Origin of the sequence: Butyrivibrio sp. MB2005, assembly GCF_000424285.1 — a bacterium.
GTDB lineage: Bacteria > Bacillota > Clostridia > Lachnospirales > Lachnospiraceae > Butyrivibrio.
Genome location: NZ_KE384159.1, coordinates 169,125 through 184,341, shown reverse-complemented (window position 1 = coordinate 184,341; position 15,217 = coordinate 169,125). Strand labels below are relative to the sequence as shown.

14 protein-coding genes are annotated in these 15,217 nt (G+C 39.4%); 12 read left to right on the top strand and 2 right to left on the bottom strand.

All coding sequences use genetic code 11. From position 1 onward, the window contains the following. The first annotated feature begins 419 nt into the window (after positions 1 to 419). On the top strand, positions 420 to 1,421 hold the full coding sequence (locus G610_RS22530) for an SH3 domain-containing protein (protein WP_051198127.1): 1,002 nt from the start codon (positions 420 to 422) through the stop codon (positions 1,419 to 1,421). A gap of 13 nt (positions 1,422 to 1,434) precedes the next feature. Next, on the top strand, positions 1,435 to 2,424 hold the full coding sequence (locus G610_RS0118640; RefSeq protein WP_026525964.1) for a LacI family DNA-binding transcriptional regulator: 990 nt from the start codon (positions 1,435 to 1,437) through the stop codon (positions 2,422 to 2,424). A gap of 77 nt (positions 2,425 to 2,501) precedes the next feature. Here the strand turns inward: G610_RS0118640 and G610_RS21685 are convergent, their stop codons facing one another. Continuing rightward, a complete protein-coding gene (locus G610_RS21685) occupies positions 2,502 to 3,335 on the bottom strand; it encodes a hypothetical protein (protein WP_035797983.1) in 834 nt (277 codons plus the stop codon). Continuing rightward, on the bottom strand, positions 3,322 to 4,134 hold the full coding sequence (locus G610_RS0118630) for a hypothetical protein (RefSeq protein ID WP_026525963.1): 813 nt from the start codon (positions 4,132 to 4,134) through the stop codon (positions 3,322 to 3,324). Before G610_RS0118630 ends, G610_RS21685 begins: the two co-directional genes overlap by 14 nt. Positions 4,135 to 4,305: 171 nt before the next feature. Between G610_RS0118630 and G610_RS0118625 the strand changes: the two genes are divergently transcribed. From G610_RS0118625 to G610_RS0118575, 10 genes are all read left to right on the top strand, one after another. Continuing rightward, complete coding sequence (locus tag G610_RS0118625) at positions 4,306 to 4,683, top strand: hypothetical protein (RefSeq protein ID WP_155831066.1); 378 nt, start codon at positions 4,306 to 4,308, stop codon at positions 4,681 to 4,683. Between the two features lie 127 nt (positions 4,684 to 4,810). After that, positions 4,811 to 6,349, top strand: coding sequence for an alanine/glycine:cation symporter family protein (locus G610_RS0118620; RefSeq protein ID WP_026525961.1), 1,539 nt, complete (start codon positions 4,811 to 4,813; stop codon positions 6,347 to 6,349). After that, positions 6,342 to 7,169 (top strand): Cof-type HAD-IIB family hydrolase, encoded by an 828-nt coding sequence (locus G610_RS0118615; protein WP_051198126.1) that lies wholly within the window; start codon positions 6,342 to 6,344, stop codon positions 7,167 to 7,169. Before G610_RS0118620 ends, G610_RS0118615 begins: the two co-directional genes overlap by 8 nt. Before the next feature lie 419 nt (positions 7,170 to 7,588). Continuing rightward, the gene (locus tag G610_RS0118610; RefSeq protein ID WP_026525959.1) at positions 7,589 to 8,941 is read left to right on the top strand and encodes a Gfo/Idh/MocA family oxidoreductase; all 1,353 of its coding nucleotides are present in this window, start codon (positions 7,589 to 7,591) and stop codon (positions 8,939 to 8,941) included. A 1-nt stretch (position 8,942) separates the two neighbouring features. Beyond that, positions 8,943 to 9,929, top strand: a complete 987-nt coding sequence (locus G610_RS21680) for a Gfo/Idh/MocA family protein (protein ID WP_051198125.1) — start codon at positions 8,943 to 8,945, stop codon at positions 9,927 to 9,929. Continuing rightward, positions 9,926 to 10,672 (top strand): glycerophosphodiester phosphodiesterase family protein, encoded by a 747-nt coding sequence (locus G610_RS0118600; protein ID WP_026525958.1) that lies wholly within the window; start codon positions 9,926 to 9,928, stop codon positions 10,670 to 10,672. Before G610_RS21680 ends, G610_RS0118600 begins: the two co-directional genes overlap by 4 nt. Further along, positions 10,673 to 11,095: an adenylyltransferase/cytidyltransferase family protein gene (locus G610_RS0118595; protein WP_026525957.1), complete on the top strand. Its 423-nt coding sequence runs from the start codon at positions 10,673 to 10,675 to the stop codon at positions 11,093 to 11,095. 1 nt (position 11,096) lies between these two features. Then, a complete protein-coding gene (locus G610_RS0118590; RefSeq protein WP_026525956.1) occupies positions 11,097 to 12,296 on the top strand; it encodes a CDP-glycerol glycerophosphotransferase family protein in 1,200 nt (399 codons plus the stop codon). A gap of 273 nt (positions 12,297 to 12,569) precedes the next feature. Further along, complete coding sequence (locus G610_RS0118585; protein ID WP_026525955.1) at positions 12,570 to 14,036, top strand: ATP-binding protein; 1,467 nt, start codon at positions 12,570 to 12,572, stop codon at positions 14,034 to 14,036. A 613-nt stretch (positions 14,037 to 14,649) separates the two neighbouring features. Beyond that, complete coding sequence (locus G610_RS0118575; protein ID WP_026525954.1) at positions 14,650 to 15,210, top strand: hypothetical protein; 561 nt, start codon at positions 14,650 to 14,652, stop codon at positions 15,208 to 15,210. The last annotated feature ends 7 nt before the right edge of the window (positions 15,211 to 15,217 follow it).

The window sequence follows — 15,217 nt, the reverse complement described above, 5'->3', positions numbered from 1 at the left end:
TCTGTCCTTGAATAAAGTGCGCTGAGGCGCACAGATATCCTTGATCTGCTTGACTACAGAATATCTGTCAGGAAATATCTGTCAACCCTGCGCACGGCGCACCGCAAAGCGGCTTTGGGGTTGACTGATATTTCCTGGCAGATAAAGTAGTCAACAAGCAGACCAAGGAATATAAGCGGAACACAAGGTTCCGCAGGGAACAAACGGCTAGGGGCTGGTAACGGGGGCTTCAGTGCTGTATAATAACGGAGACAAAGTCTGATCTTAAATGATTCCGGGTGTATTCCACCCTTTTGTTTCCGAATATCAATTTACGCTATCTGGATATGTAATAAATTTGACAAATCTGTAAAAATAGGTTAACATTCGAATTTGTGGGGAGCAGTACAGCTCCCTCGTGTTTTATTCTGAGGTTATTTATGAGCCATATTTCGATAAGACAAAAGAATGTTACGTCATTTGAATTAACGGTGCTGGCAGCATCGGCTATTGTTTTGCTTATTTTAGTATGCGCTTCTTTACTTAGACCTGCTACTCAGGATCCCGGCACTATTGTCGCAGAGGCTATTGAAATACCTGCGCCGGATACAGAAGAGTCCTACGATGTCAGTGAGACAGTCATGCTGTCTAAATCGGTAGATGACGAAGAGGCTGAGGAAGGTCTTATTTCTATTAACAATGTTCCAGAAGAAGAGAAAATTGTTCCTGCTTATAACATCACTGTTTTTGATTCTGAGAAAACACTTTATACAAGTGACAGAGTCAATGTAAGAACAGGTGCAGGCACAGAGTTTGATAAGGTTGCTGTTTTAAACAGAGGTACTCAGGTTACAGCGCTTGGCGTAACCGGCAATGGTTGGACTCAGGTCGTTTATGACGGCGCAGCAGCGTATATAAAGAGTGATTATCTGCAGGAGAAGGCAGTTCCTGTTGCTTCTGGTTATGTATTTGCAGGCGATTCCAGAACTGTTCAGATGAATCAGGCTGTTGGGAAAAGTGGCAGCGTGTGGGTTGCACAGGTTGGAGAAGGCTATGATTTCTTTGTAAATACAGCTATTCCGACTATTGATGCAAGTGCCGCAAACGGAACAGCTATTATAATAAACTTTGGTGTAAACGATCTGCACAATGTAGATAAATATATTAAGAAGGTTAATTCCAAAATCGATTCATGGACTTCAAAAGGCGCAACTGTCTACTATGCGGCTGTTCTTCCCGTGAGCGATTATCCTACCATTACAAACGCCGATATCGAGGCATTCAATTCAAAACTTCAGAGCGGACTCGACAGCAGAGTATGTTATCTTGACGGATACACATTTTTGCAGAATAATGGATTTAGCACAAATGATGGGCTCCACTATGACTATGATACCTATAGAAGTTTATATGCCTATTATATGAGCAAAATATCCATTTGAGAGGCATGATGTAATGGTTTCTATCAAGGATGTGGCAAAAGAAGCAGGGGTTGCCATTTCAACAGTTTCAAAGGTTCTGAATAATTACCCAAATGTAAGTGAAGAGACCAGGCGAAAGGTTAACGACGCTGTAGAGCGTCTCAATTTTGTGCCCAATCAGGTGGCAGCGGCGCTTTCATCAAAGCGTTCCGGCAGAATCGCACTTCTCCTTAAATTAAATATGAAAACACAGGCCATCGACGAGATTGATATGCAGTATATATCAGGTGCTCTTGGGATGGCTCAGGAAAAGCAGCTTGACTGCATAACAGTTTTCTATTCAATGATTGCCAAGATGAATCTGGAAGAGATGATAAGATATTTTGCATCCCAGAACATCAGCGGGATCGTTATTTTTGGAATGAATAATGATGACAAAGTGCTGCATCAGCTTATTGATTCGCAGTACTTTAAGATAGTAGTGGTTGATGGCGCAACTACAAATGAGAGCACATCCGTAGTGGGTATCGATCATTATCAGGCTCAGATTGATGTTGCAGAGAAGACCATAAAAGAAAATTACTGCAAACGCATCCTCTATATTGCAGGCATGCGCAACAGCTATGTGACAGAAGAGAAGATCAGAGCCATGGAGGATCTTTGTAAAAAGAGAAAGATTAAGCTTTTTATCAGAAACGGAGATTTTTCAGAGCTTAAGGCCCGCAATCTGACCCTTCGCTACGGCAAAAACAAGGATATCGTAGTGTGCGGCTCAGACCTTATGGCAATAGGTGCCATGAAGGCTTTGATGGACATGGATATTTTCAGACCTGTCTGCGGCTTCGATGGCATAATCCTTATGGGTTATGTGGGCAAACAGATGAATACTGTAAAACAGAATTTCTACAACGTGGCAGCAGAAGCGGTCCGCGAACTTGCCCGTCTCCTTACAGGCTCCAAGGGCAGGAAAGTGCGCCTTCCGCACACCCTTGTAAGAATGAAGTATGAGGATATTATTTGTTGAGGATTACTATTTATAAATTATAAGCAAGCAGATTCAGAGGGAAGAAAAGGCACCTGCTGAATCTACTTTTGTGCTATTCACCACTTGTTTTTTAGTACTTCACCATAGGAGTATAGGTTGCCTTTTACGTTCTCTTTTATCGGTGATAGTTGACCCTGCTGTACCATATAGGAAATGTTTTGTCTCGAACACTCAAGAATATCGCTGCACTGCGTTGTATCAAGGAGATTCTTTTTGGCAAATGAGAAAAAATCATCAGGTGTCAGAGGAATAAGCTCTCCGGTATCATACAGCAAGGACGATGGGATATCTATGGAATCATTAAAGGACACAAAATAGCCGCCGGTTCCGACCTTGCAGGATGAAAACAGGTCTGGATATCTTAAAATTTTATCGATTTCTGACTTTATGGATGGATATATGTCTATAACTTTGTCTTTGGTTTCGAAAAGATTTCCAAGGTTTGTTTTCCTGACAGTATTATCAGCAAAAAAGCAAAGAAGAGAGCTATCTCTAATTGGCGTACAATCAGAAAGATTACGATTTTGCCTGTTTATTACATATGTCGGTAATTCATCCAGCTTCTTTATATACAGACTGTCCTGAGAACAACGACCATTTGATAGTTCAAGAAAGCGCATCTCGTCGTATTCTTTAAGGCGATGAGTGTTAAGAATGCTTCCGATATTCTGGCGTCCGCTTGGGATGATGCGCTCTTTTACCCATAACAGACTAATGTCTCTGGGAATTGTATGTATTCCCTTTTTTACATAACTGGTAAGTAGCAGAGGCGCAGTCCATTCGTCCAGACCTTCCTGAAGTTCTATTATAAATGTTCGTTCTTTTTCGTAGAAAAGGAGAACACCGATTGAAATATTGTTTCCTTCATCTGCAATTTCATAGATTTTCATAGATTAAGTACCTTTCATAAATCATGGCCCAGATTTTATCTATAAAGACATCGGATAATATACTGTAAAGACCTTCAAAAATGTAGGTTTTATCAGATTCTGTCAGTCGATTTTTGAATATATAGTCGCGATTTTTGATAAGGTTTAGATTTTCAAAGCAGGATCCGGATCCAATGAAATTCTGACAACGTCTGTCTTCCATTATGTCGAAGGCGGCCGCAGTTTTGTCTGTAGTACATGAATAGAGAAGGGAGAGTCCATGATCAAACAACGGAGCAATTCGGAGTGTGTGATTTCTTGCGTTTCGCAAGATCTCGATGTTTGCTCCATGTCGGTCTCTGTTGAGTATGATGAAATCTATAGCAATCATCTCATCAATGTAATCTTTAAACCCGTTTCTAGCGCAGAATTCATAATGTGATTCGCCGGGGAGGGCATTAGTTCTGAAGTAATCATCCAGAGCTATTTTGCTCTCACCTCTGTTTTTGAAGTCTTCAGAAGCGCATAAATATGTATCGAAGGTTCTGCCTTCTATTTCTATAGTCGCATTGATCAGGTTATAGCTCAAATGTTCAACCCCTAATAAAGTAAGTAACCTGTCCACGATTATCTCATTTATGCATTCGTGACCTATGACACCTTTCTCTGAGTCAAAATTTGAGAGTTTATAATATATCTTAGATCCACCAATAGTAGACTGGGATTTTAAAAAAGTCCCTGCAGTACCACTTGAACTTCGTATATGTGACCATTTGAGGTAGGTGAGATCCTGTTTTTCGTGGATGATTTTTGTTTTCATTGTCTACTCCGTTTGCACTATATATTTGACGCGCGTCAAATAAAACTATTATTTTATGTTATTATATATTTTTGTTTGACGCGCGTCAAATAAACTGAATGATATAATTAGTTATGGATGTTCATTAATAGTTGTTTGGGATATATCGAAGTCTTGGATGAGGATGAAATAGTGACTTTATACCGTTTCATGTCAAAAGAAGAATATGAAGAACTGCTGGCGGGAAAGGTGTTGGTGAACGAAGAAGACCATACCAAGGAGTATAAGACCGGGAGTGTGGGATTCTGTTTTCTTGATATCAATGACTACTCGCCCAGACAGGCCTACGAATTCCTGCGGGGAATAGTTGCAGACTATGTGGCTGTGATGTTCGAAGTAGATGAGAGTTATCTTACGCTATCCTACGGAGTCTATGCCTATGTGGACAAGATAACTGAGTATTACACTACTACATATTCAATGGAACATTTCAGACCGGTGAAGGTCAGCTTCAATTTCATGGATAGGCAAAATGCCGTGTGGCATGATATAGCGATGCCGAAAAGGTGAGAATGAAAGCTGTGTATTTTTGCAATAGGGTGGTTCTTTTGTATCGCTTGGTGCTAGAATTATTGACAGGGGTTCATGTTGGGCTATGATACATTCATAAGCCGGATCTAAACGAGGAGGAGTTTGTATGGATAGGCTACTATTTTTTATTACGACGGTATGTGGAAAAATACAGGTCGTTTCTGACCTTTTCTGGGACTTTCCTACCAATTTCGAGTGGTATTCAAGCATCCCGATAATTGGAAATTTCTCGCTTGCAATCATTCTTCTTATCGGTTCCGGAATCTATTTCTCAATAAGACTAAGGTTCGTTCAGGTACGCAAGTTTAAGCGTGGAATAGAGGTTCTGAAAAACAGTAAGGCTAAAACAGGTATATCTCCTTTGGCATCCTTTTTTCTATCAACTGCTATGCGAGTTGGCCCCGGTAATATTCTTGGCGTGACCGGAGCTGTTTCCGTGGGCGGTCCTGGAGCTCTGCTCTGGATGTGGATTTCTGCATTTTTTGGAATGGCTACTGCATTTGTGGAATCTACGCTCTCTCAGATTTTCAAGGAAGAAAAAAATGGAGAGTATATCGGCGGAATGTCTTTCTATGGACGAAGGCTTTTGAAAAACTCAGCTGTAGTCGGCGTTGTGTTATCACTAATGTATATCATTTATGCTATTCTTTGCTTCCCGGCACAGGGCTTTAACACTGTATCAGCCATGGGACAGATATGCAGCATCATCGCCGGAACGGAACTTTCTACAACACACCTCGTTTATTGGATTGGATTTGTAATAGTCATTGTTGCAACAGTAGCAGTATCTTTTGGTGGAACAAAAAAGATTTCAAAAGTAACTGACGTGCTTGTTCCCATCATGGCAATCGTATACGTAGTTACTGTACTGGTTCTGATAGTGATTAACTTTAATCGCATCCCCTGGTTCTTCTATGCTATTTTTACAGAAGCATTTAAACCGGAAGCAGTTTTTGGCGGAGCATTTGGAGTGGCACTTATGCAGGGCGTAAAGAGAGGCCTTATGTCAAATGAAGCAGGACAAGGTACTATCACAATGCCGGCAGCAGCTTCAGATGCTGCACATCCCTGTGATCAGGGCTACGTTCAGGCAATTGGCGTATTCCTTGACACTATCGTTATCTGTACTCTCACAGGTTTCGTTGTCATCATGGGAAGAGTATGGCTTACGGATGAGGCAGATGCGTGGTTTGAACTTGGAAAACTCCCTAAGTATCTGGCATCTGTGGCAGAGCTGACACCGGGGACAGCCTTTAACAGCATAGTGACATTGCTTGTGTCTCTCTGTTTTGGACTTTTTGCATTTACATGTCTTCTTGGATTTATGTCGTTTTCCGAGATCTGCGCAAACAGAATCAGTAAAAGCACTGCATTTATTAATGCTATCCGGATCATTGACATAGCAGTTATATGTTTTGGAATGCTCACATCCATTGTGGGTATGGATCTTGGCGCCCTTTGGGATTTGTCTGATTTTGCCAATATTCTGATAGCATACTGTAACATACCGCTTCTGTACATCGGATTCAAATATGTTAAAATGGCCGAGGAGCATTTTGAAAAGAATGACGGAACTCCGTTTACGTCAAAGGTAATTGGAACTGACGTGGAGATTTGGGATAGAAAGGCAAATATAAATGAATAAAAGGATTCCCATGTGCGACCTTATTGCGGTCGATATGGATGCTACTCTTTTAAAGAGTGACAAGACGGTAGATCCTTCTACTATCAGTGATATAGACAAAGCTGTTTCCAAAGGAGTGAACCTTGCGTATTGTACCGGAAGGGCTCTTATTGAAATGAAGAACTACTTTGAAGAGCTTCCGCAGATAAGATATGCCATCTGCTACAGCGGAGCTATTATATATGATTGCTTAGAAGAAAAGACTATATATAAAAACGAAGTAGATTCTCAGTACTTTGAACCAATTATTGCAACCGCAAAGAAGTATGATGGAATGCTGACTTTCCTTACTGAAGATGAATCCATTGTTTCAGAGGATGATCTTGAGCATATGGAAGATTTCCATATGGGAGTATATAAGCCTATGTATATTAAGGTAACAAGGCGTGTAAAAGATATGGAAGCAGAGAGTGCCAGGCATTCCTCAATAACAAAGATCAATATATATTTTAGGAGCGTTGAAGACAGGGAAAAAGGATATTCTGAATTAAAACATCTTCCGCTTGAGTTTGCTTATGCTGAAAAAACAAGCCTTGAGATGAACGCCAAGGGTGTCACAAAGGGCATGGCGATGCTGAAACTTGCAGAACTATTAGGTATTCCTGCAAGTAAAACAATGGCTATAGGTGATGCGGATAATGATATTGATATGCTTAAAAGAGCCGGTTTTTCCGTAGTGATGGACAATGCAAAACAAAGTATAAAAGAGCTGGCTGATATGGTCACTAAGGACAATGATCATAACGGAGTGGGATATGCAATCAGATCCATGATTGGATGAACCTTAATTATGGACAAATAATAAGTGCAGGTAAGGACATATATGACTTTATCTGCACTTTTTCATATCTGATTATTCTTTTGCTCAAAACCAAGTCATTCGCTTAGCTTTGCAGGCTTCCTTTTTTCTTCTTTGACATAATTTCTCTTACGCCTGTGATGGCAGACATCTCCTTTAGCGAACATCGGTTTTTATTATATGCTTTTTGTGATCTTTATAGAAGTAGGGGGTTGCAAAGCGTTGAATAAAATTTCTGCAATGCTATCGAGGTGAGAATGATATTTGACATATTTGCAGATATGGAATACGGTTAAAATATGAGGGGTAATACTTAGTCAAAATATCGGAATATGTTGGCGAGTATCTCTTAGCTTTGACTATCTGTCAAACGATAAATATATCTGAATGAGGGCATATGAATGAAGAAGATTATTACATATGGCTCCTTCGATCTATTTCATGAGGGACATTATAAAATATTGCAGAGAGCAAAAGCACTCGGAGACTATCTGATTGTCGGTGTGACTACGGAACACTTTGACAGGAAAAGGGGTAAGCTTAATCTTGTTGATCCAATTATGACCAGAATTGAGAATGTTCGTGCTACTGGGTTTGCGGATGAGATAATCGTTGAAGATCACGATGGTCAGAAAATCGAGGACATCCAAAGATACGGCATCGATACCTTTGTGTTGGGATCAGATTGGGTTGGGAAATTTGATTACCTAAAAAAATACTGCAATGTAGTCTATCTTGATAGAACCCCTAATATTTCATCTACTATAATTAGAAATGACAGACTAAAGCTTATAAAACTTGGAATTGTCGGTACAGGTAGAATAGCCAAGAGATTTTTTGCTGAGACAAAGTTTGTTTCGGGCATAGAAGCAGTGGCTGCCTATAACCCTGAGACAGTAAGCCTTGAGAACTTTTCATCCGCATTTTCAGTTATGTCATTTTCAAATGAATATGAAGATTTTTTGGATGTTGTAGATGCTGTCTATGTAGCATCGCCTAATGAAACCCATGCAGAATATGTCAGAAAGGCATTAGTTGCGGGGAAACATGTACTTTGCGAAAAGCCAATGACCTTTACATATGATGAGGCGGTGGAACTCTATAGCCTTGCGAAGAATAATAAAGTAGTCCTTATGGAGGGAATCAGAGCAGCATATCTGCCCGGATTCCAACAACTTTTGTCAGTAGCTAAGGATGGGACTATAGGTGAAATATGCGATGTAGAAGCTTGCTTTACCAGACTTGGGGACCCGCAGTCAAGGGAAATGTCTGATGCCAGGTATGGCGGTGCTTTTATGGAGTATGGAAGCTATACCATGCTCCCTATATTCAAACTCTTTGGCACAGAATATGAGGATGTGCAGATTGATTCAATTCTTGGAGAAACCGGAATAGACAGATTTACTAAGGTTCAATTCAGATATAAAAATGGTTTGGCAACATCAAAAACAGGAGCCGGTGTAAAGTCGGAAGGTCAACTTGTTATCTCAGGTACAAAAGGATATATCCTGGCAAAATCGCCATGGTGGCTGATTAGAGAGTTTGATGTCAGATATGAGCAGGCAGACCGGATAGATCATTATGAAGCCGGATTTATAGGTGTTGATGGGTTTAGATATGAGATTGCCGAGTTCCTTGGAAAAATAAACGGAACAAGTGGAATAGACTATAAGCTTACAGCAGAAGAATCTGTTGCCATGGCAAAGGTCGTTGAGAAGTTTATGAATATCAGAAGAAAGCAGCAGGGATTTTAATATGAATCTTGCCATAGTTGGAACAGGAAGAATTGCAAACAGAGCTGTCAATGAAATACGGGCTTCCGAAAGGTTTAGTATAGTCGCTGTTGTAAATCCAAATATCGAACATGCTAAGGAATTCGCTGTCAAGCATGAAATACCTGACTATTATCAGAAGATGGATCAGCTGTTAAAATTAGGAACTGATTTGGAAGCAGTATATATTGCTACTCCACATGAGGCACACTATGAATATGCTAAGGCTGCGCTTATTGCAGGAAAACATGTTATCTGTGAAAAGCCTATGGTATTGAACAGGATGCAGGCTTTGGAGCTATATGAACTTGCAGAAAAGGACAATCTCATATTGATGGAAGCCATAAAGACTGCTTCCTGTCCGGGATTTCTTAAACTGTGCGAAATAGCGAACAGTGGAAAAATCGGAAAAATCATCGATGTGGAAGCTGCTTTTACAAGGCTGACAGAAAGGAGTCTGAGAGAATTCACTGATAAAAAAGCAGGCGGATCATTTACTGAATTTGCAAGTTATACAATGCTTCCGATATTAAGATTTTTAGGGACTGATTATAAAGATATATCTTTTTTCTCAGTAAGCTCAGATGATAATGATGATAGTGTGGATGGGTATACCAAGGCCTATTTTAATTATGGTAATAAATCAGGTACCTGTAAGACGGGACTTACTGTAAAAAGCGAAGGCCAACTTGTTATCTCCGGTACCAAAGGATATATCTTGGCAAAATCGCCCTGGTGGTTAACGAAGTACTTTGAGGTTAGATATGAAGATTCCCAAAATATAGAGCAGTACAAGGCAGAATTCCTGGGAGATGGGCTCAGATACGAATTCGAAGAATTTTTCGGAAGGATTAATTCCATAAGAGAAAACAGAGAGTTTCAATATCAGGAAGCTATCAAACGTGATAAGACAGAAAGTATTGTCAGAGCCAAAGTTATGGAGGAATTTTTATCGGAGAGAAGACTATGAAGATATGGGCACACAGAGGATGCAGCCAATGTTATCCTGAGAATACACTGACTGCATTCGAAAAAGCAATGAATATTCAAGGGCTTGAAGGGATAGAGCTGGATATACAGCTTACCAAAGATGGTCAAATAGTTGTAATACATGATGAAAAGGTAGACAGAACCACAGAGGGCACGGGGTATGTCCGCGAGTACTCGCTCTCTGAACTTAAAAGATTACATATTAGGACGGAAGATAATCTGAAAGAACATATTCCAACCATGGAAGAAGTGTTTGATTTGCTTGCCCCTAAAATGCGTTTAGGGAAGTTGAGACTTAATATAGAACTTAAAAATGGTGTATTTTATTATGTCGGAATGGAAGAGAAAATAGTCGATATGGTGGCTAAATTCGGGGTAGAAGATGCGATTGTTTACTCCAGCTTCTATCCGCTTTCGCTGACGAAAGTACATGTTCTTAGTCCAAAAGCTGAAATAGGAGTTCTTAATGGAAAGTTATCGAATTGCCTATATATGGCAATGGGAATGGAGCAGATTACTGATCACGAGACTAAGTTGGCATTGCATCCTGGCGGCATTGGGCTTGATTTATCAAGAGAAGAGATATCGGGAAGAACTGTAAGGGCATATTTTGGTGGCCATTTGTATCCATCGAAGCCAACAGGCGGAAGAATGGATTTGGAAAAGCTTGAGGCAGCAGGAGTAACGGACGTCTTTCTAAATGAACCGGAGAGGTATCTATAAATGTATAAAATTGGTTATACACAGGGCGTTTATGATATGTTTCATATTGGCCATCTCCATATAATAGCCAACGCGGCAAAACAGTGCGACAAGCTGATAGTTGGCGTTAATTCAGATGCTCTTGTGAAGGAATATAAAAATAAGACAACTGTCATATGTCAGGAGCACAGAGCGGAGATTATCAGAAGCTTAAAAGCAGTTAATGAATGCGTTATAGTGAATACACTTGATAAAGTGGAATTATGGAATGAGTACCATTTTGATGCGGTCTTTATTGGAGATGACTGGAAGGGGGATGAGCGTTGGATTCAAACAGAGAAGGATCTGGCATCATTAGGCGTTGATGTAATATATCTGCCACACACTCCGAATATATCTTCTACTCTCCTCAGAGTAGAAATACCAAGACGTGTAGAGGAATAGAATGGGTAATAGTTCTGACGAAAAATATATCCTTATGAGAAAAAGAAAAGCAGGACGACTTAGCCTGCTTTTTCGTCTTATGCAGATATTTCCTATAAAAAAGAATAAGGTTGTTTTTTCATCTTATGAGGGTGATGGAGGATTTTGCTGTAATCCCAGGTATATAGCAGAAGAACTTCACAGAAAGCATCCTGAGCTTCATATGATATGGCTATTACATGATACTTCAAAAGCGTTTCCGGAATATATTACTCCGGTCCAGGATACACCCCTCAATACTGCATATCATTTATCTACGGCATGGTTGTGGGTTGATAATTACAGAAAACCTTTTGGAACAATAAAAAGAAAGGAACAGTATTATATACAGACCTGGCATGCGACCATCGGATTTAAGGCAGTTGGCCTTTTTAGAGGAGATGCATTCCCAGAGATTGCAAGGCTTGTAAGCGAGTGGGATTCGAATCTTGCAGATATGTTTCTGTCTAATTCTGCCTACTGTGACAGAGTATATCCAAAGAAGTTGCTCTATAGCGGACCTACATTACGAGTGGGATCCCCAAGAGTAGATCCGTTGATAAATAATAAGGAAGAACTCAGATATAAACTACGTGAAAAACTCGGACTTGATTCAGATATAAAACTCCTTTTGTATGCACCGACATTCAGAGGAGGTAATCAGAAAGGGGCTAAGCAGGTAATCTCAGAAATACCCGGGATAGATTTTAATAGACTAATAACTGAACTTAATCGAAAGTATGAAGCTGACTGGAGAATTCTTTTAAGACTTCATCCCCAGTTATCAGCAAAACTAAATGAGATGCCATTATCAGAAAAAGATGACAGATTGATAGATGTAAGCCAGATTCCTGATATCAGCGAGATCATGGGTGGCTGTGACTTGGTAGTAACGGACTACAGCAGCTGTGCATTCGATGCAGCATTTGCAAAGATACCGGTGCTTCTTTTTGCTGATGATGTTCAGGAATACATTAAGAGTCGGGGTAAATTCATGTGGGAAAGACATGAACTGCCATTTGATATAGCTGAGAATAATGATGAGCTTATCGAGAATGTTAAGAATTTCGATGTGACTGACTATTTAAAAAAGGTCGATGAGTTCATGACAAAACATGAGGTTATAGAAGATGGCCATGCCAGTGAAAGGGTGGCTGGGTATATAGAAAAATTAGTCTTGTAGAAATACAGAATGCCTTATAAGTGTTGTAATAAACGCTGCAATCTGCGGCGTTTATTTTTTTGGCTGATCATATATCTATTAAATAATAAGTTTGGTTAGAAAAAATATCAAAAACATGAAAAACAAGAATATAATTTAAGAATTTTTGATAAAAAACATAAAATGCGGAATGAAAAACATTAAAAAATATAAAATAAGGCAAGAGATTTAAGAAAAATTGCAAAGCATAAAGCAAAAATGTTAAAATATATAAAAACAAGGAGGAAATATGAAATGACAAATGAAGAACTCTTTGAGAAATTAAAATATATTCAAAATGCGAAATGTGAGACAACTACTCTGGAAATAAAAAGTGCGAATAAGGGGTGCCCGACACGCCTTTATGATACGTTATCATCTTTTTCCAATCAGGATGATGGGGGAATAATAGTTTTTGGTGTTGATGAGGATGATGATTTTAAGGAAGTCGGGGTTTATGATGCGCAAGATTTGCAGAAGAAGGTAAGCGATCAGTGTCTGCAGATGGAACCTGTAGTAAGGCCTCTTATTACGGTTGTTGAAAAGGATGGAAAAAGCTTTGTGTCAGCAGAGATTCCAAGTGCTGACATAACAGACAGACCGGTGTTCTACCAGGGAAAAGGTAGGTTAAAAGGCTCATATATCAGAGTGGGAGATCATGATGAGCCCATGACAGAGTATGAAGTTTACAGTTACGAGGCCTATCGTAAAAAGTACCAGGATGATATCAGAATAATTAAAAGAGCATCTTTTGATTCCTTGGATAAAGTGGCATTAACGGATTATGTAAATTCTCTAAAGTTCAATAAGCCGAATCTATCAAATCTTTCAGATGAAATGATTTACGATCTTATGAGCATAAAGAGAGGAGACGAGATTACACTTGCCTCTGTATTAAACTTTTGCCCGTATCCGCAGGCTTTCTTTCCGCAACTATGCATAATAGCTACGGTAGTTCCCGGTATAGAAGTTGGAGAATTGGGTATTGAGGGTGAAAGATTCCTTGATAATATGAGGATTGAAGGAAGCATTCCTGAAATGGTAGATGGAGCTATGAAGTTTTTGATAAAAAATATGAAGACAAAAACAGTCGTAGATCCAAGTACCGGAAAAAGAGATGACAGATATGAGTTTCCATTAATTGCTTTAAGAGAAGCCGTGATAAATGCACTGGTGCATCGTGATTATAGTATTCATACAGAAGGAATGCCGGTTCAGATAATAATGTTTAGCGATAGGATTGAAATTAAGAATCCGGGCGGAATTTACGGAAGAATAAGGGTTGATCAACTTGGTAAGGTTCAACCTGATACCAGAAATCCGGTAATTGCAACTGAGCTGGAACTGATGAAAGTAACAGAGAATCGATACTCAGGGATTCCTACTATAATTAAGGCTATGCGTGAAAGCGGTCTTATGCCTCCTGAATTTCTTGATTCCAGAGGAAGCTTCATAGTGAAGTTTTATAAAAAAGAAGCGTCAACAGCGGTAAAGGCATCAGAAGATAATGCGAACACTATAGTAGAATTTTGCAGGACTCCAAGAAGCAGGCATGAAATTGCTGAATTCCTGGGGCTTGAGTCTGTATCGTATGTGGTTAGTAATTATGTGATACCTTTAATAGAGAAGGGTGAAATTGCAATGACTATACCCGAAAAACCCAGTAGTTCTAAGCAGAAGTATTACGCGGTAGACAATAGTAGAGATAGATCTAATATTTGAAGAAATGAATAGTTAAAATACGTAGACCAGTAGTTTTGGAGTGATCCAGGCTGCTGGTCTATAATTTTATTTTAATGCACGAGTTTAGGGATAATGGATAAGAGTCAGACTTTAAGCGTGTTAAATGCTGAGTTGATGCGCATTTCCGCTAAAAGACAAACGTATAAATGTATGTTTATAAAAAGATTATAATTTGATTAGATTTGTATAATGGACTTTAAATTATGATTTTGCTATTCTACATGCAGCGGAGCGATGTGTGCAGAATTAACTCGAGGTAATTCTGAAAAAGACACGTATCCGAATCCGAAATTTGCAAGAAAATTTCACGAGGAGAGTGGGAAAATGAAAGTTTTCTTCGCTATAAACAATGGGAAAAGAAATTCCGATACTCTTATTGAAACAATGTAAGAGTGTCCATGGCACCCTTGCTCTGTGAGAGTGCTGCAAAAGAATTGGGGTGATGCCTATGCGTGTAAGATCACATAGAGTTGAAAACCATAGGAAAGCAAGTCAGGTAAGAGAGGTGAGAGAACCTCCGCCTGTATGAGACTCTTAGAGAAGAATTCGAGTAATTCTATATTAAAAACTGAATAGTGATGGAGGTGTCATTATGGCCGGACAGGCTAATGGACAGACTGGTAGTGGAGGAAATAACAAGATTGTTATCATTTTGTTGGGTGTAATAGTTGTATTGCTGATCGCAGTAATTGTTGCTTTCGCTTTGATTCTTACTAAAAAAGATAGTTCCGAATCGCAACAGAAAAGAGATACTGTAGAGAACCGCAATGTAGTTGTTACAAATGATAACGTTGACGACAAAATAGACGAGATGCTTGAGAAAGAGTATATCGAACCCGGTTATTACAATGCCAGAATGAGTACAAATTGGCATTTTAGTGATGGGTCAGCAGTTTCAGACGATGCTTTCGTAGAAAATGTCGAAGAAAATACAAATGATGTCTATTTTGATGTATTCCTGGAAGAGGATGAAAGCACACCAATTATTCAATCACCTGTAATTCCCAGAGGTGAAGAGTATAGAGGGATAACACTAGATACACCTCTTGATAAAGGGGAATACAAATGCGTTATGGTCTACCATTTGGTGGATGAGAATCAGGAAACAGTAAGTACTCTACGAGTTGGCTTTAACATCATCGTAGAAAACTAAATATTTA

Excerpts from the sequence above, each read along its gene's own strand:
- G610_RS0118620 (WP_026525961.1), top strand. The coding sequence starts at position 4,811 with ATGGATAGGCTACTATTTTTTATTACGACGGTATGTGGAAAAATACAG.
- G610_RS0118585 (WP_026525955.1), top strand. The coding sequence starts at position 12,570 with ATGACAAATGAAGAACTCTTTGAGAAATTAAAATATATTCAAAATGCG.
- G610_RS0118575 (WP_026525954.1), top strand. The coding sequence starts at position 14,650 with ATGGCCGGACAGGCTAATGGACAGACTGGTAGTGGAGGAAATAACAAG.
- G610_RS0118630 (WP_026525963.1), bottom strand. The coding sequence starts at position 4,134 with ATGAAAACAAAAATCATCCACGAAAAACAGGATCTCACCTACCTCAAA.
- G610_RS21685 (WP_035797983.1), bottom strand. The coding sequence starts at position 3,335 with ATGAAAATCTATGAAATTGCAGATGAAGGAAACAATATTTCAATCGGT.
- G610_RS0118640 (WP_026525964.1), top strand. The coding sequence starts at position 1,435 with ATGGTTTCTATCAAGGATGTGGCAAAAGAAGCAGGGGTTGCCATTTCA.
- G610_RS0118615 (WP_051198126.1), top strand. The coding sequence starts at position 6,342 with ATGAATAAAAGGATTCCCATGTGCGACCTTATTGCGGTCGATATGGAT.
- G610_RS22530 (WP_051198127.1), top strand. The coding sequence starts at position 420 with ATGAGCCATATTTCGATAAGACAAAAGAATGTTACGTCATTTGAATTA.
- G610_RS0118595 (WP_026525957.1), top strand. The coding sequence starts at position 10,673 with ATGTATAAAATTGGTTATACACAGGGCGTTTATGATATGTTTCATATT.
- G610_RS0118610 (WP_026525959.1), top strand. The coding sequence starts at position 7,589 with ATGAAGAAGATTATTACATATGGCTCCTTCGATCTATTTCATGAGGGA.
- G610_RS0118600 (WP_026525958.1), top strand. The coding sequence starts at position 9,926 with ATGAAGATATGGGCACACAGAGGATGCAGCCAATGTTATCCTGAGAAT.
- G610_RS21680 (WP_051198125.1), top strand. The coding sequence starts at position 8,943 with ATGAATCTTGCCATAGTTGGAACAGGAAGAATTGCAAACAGAGCTGTC.
- G610_RS0118590 (WP_026525956.1), top strand. The coding sequence starts at position 11,097 with ATGGGTAATAGTTCTGACGAAAAATATATCCTTATGAGAAAAAGAAAA.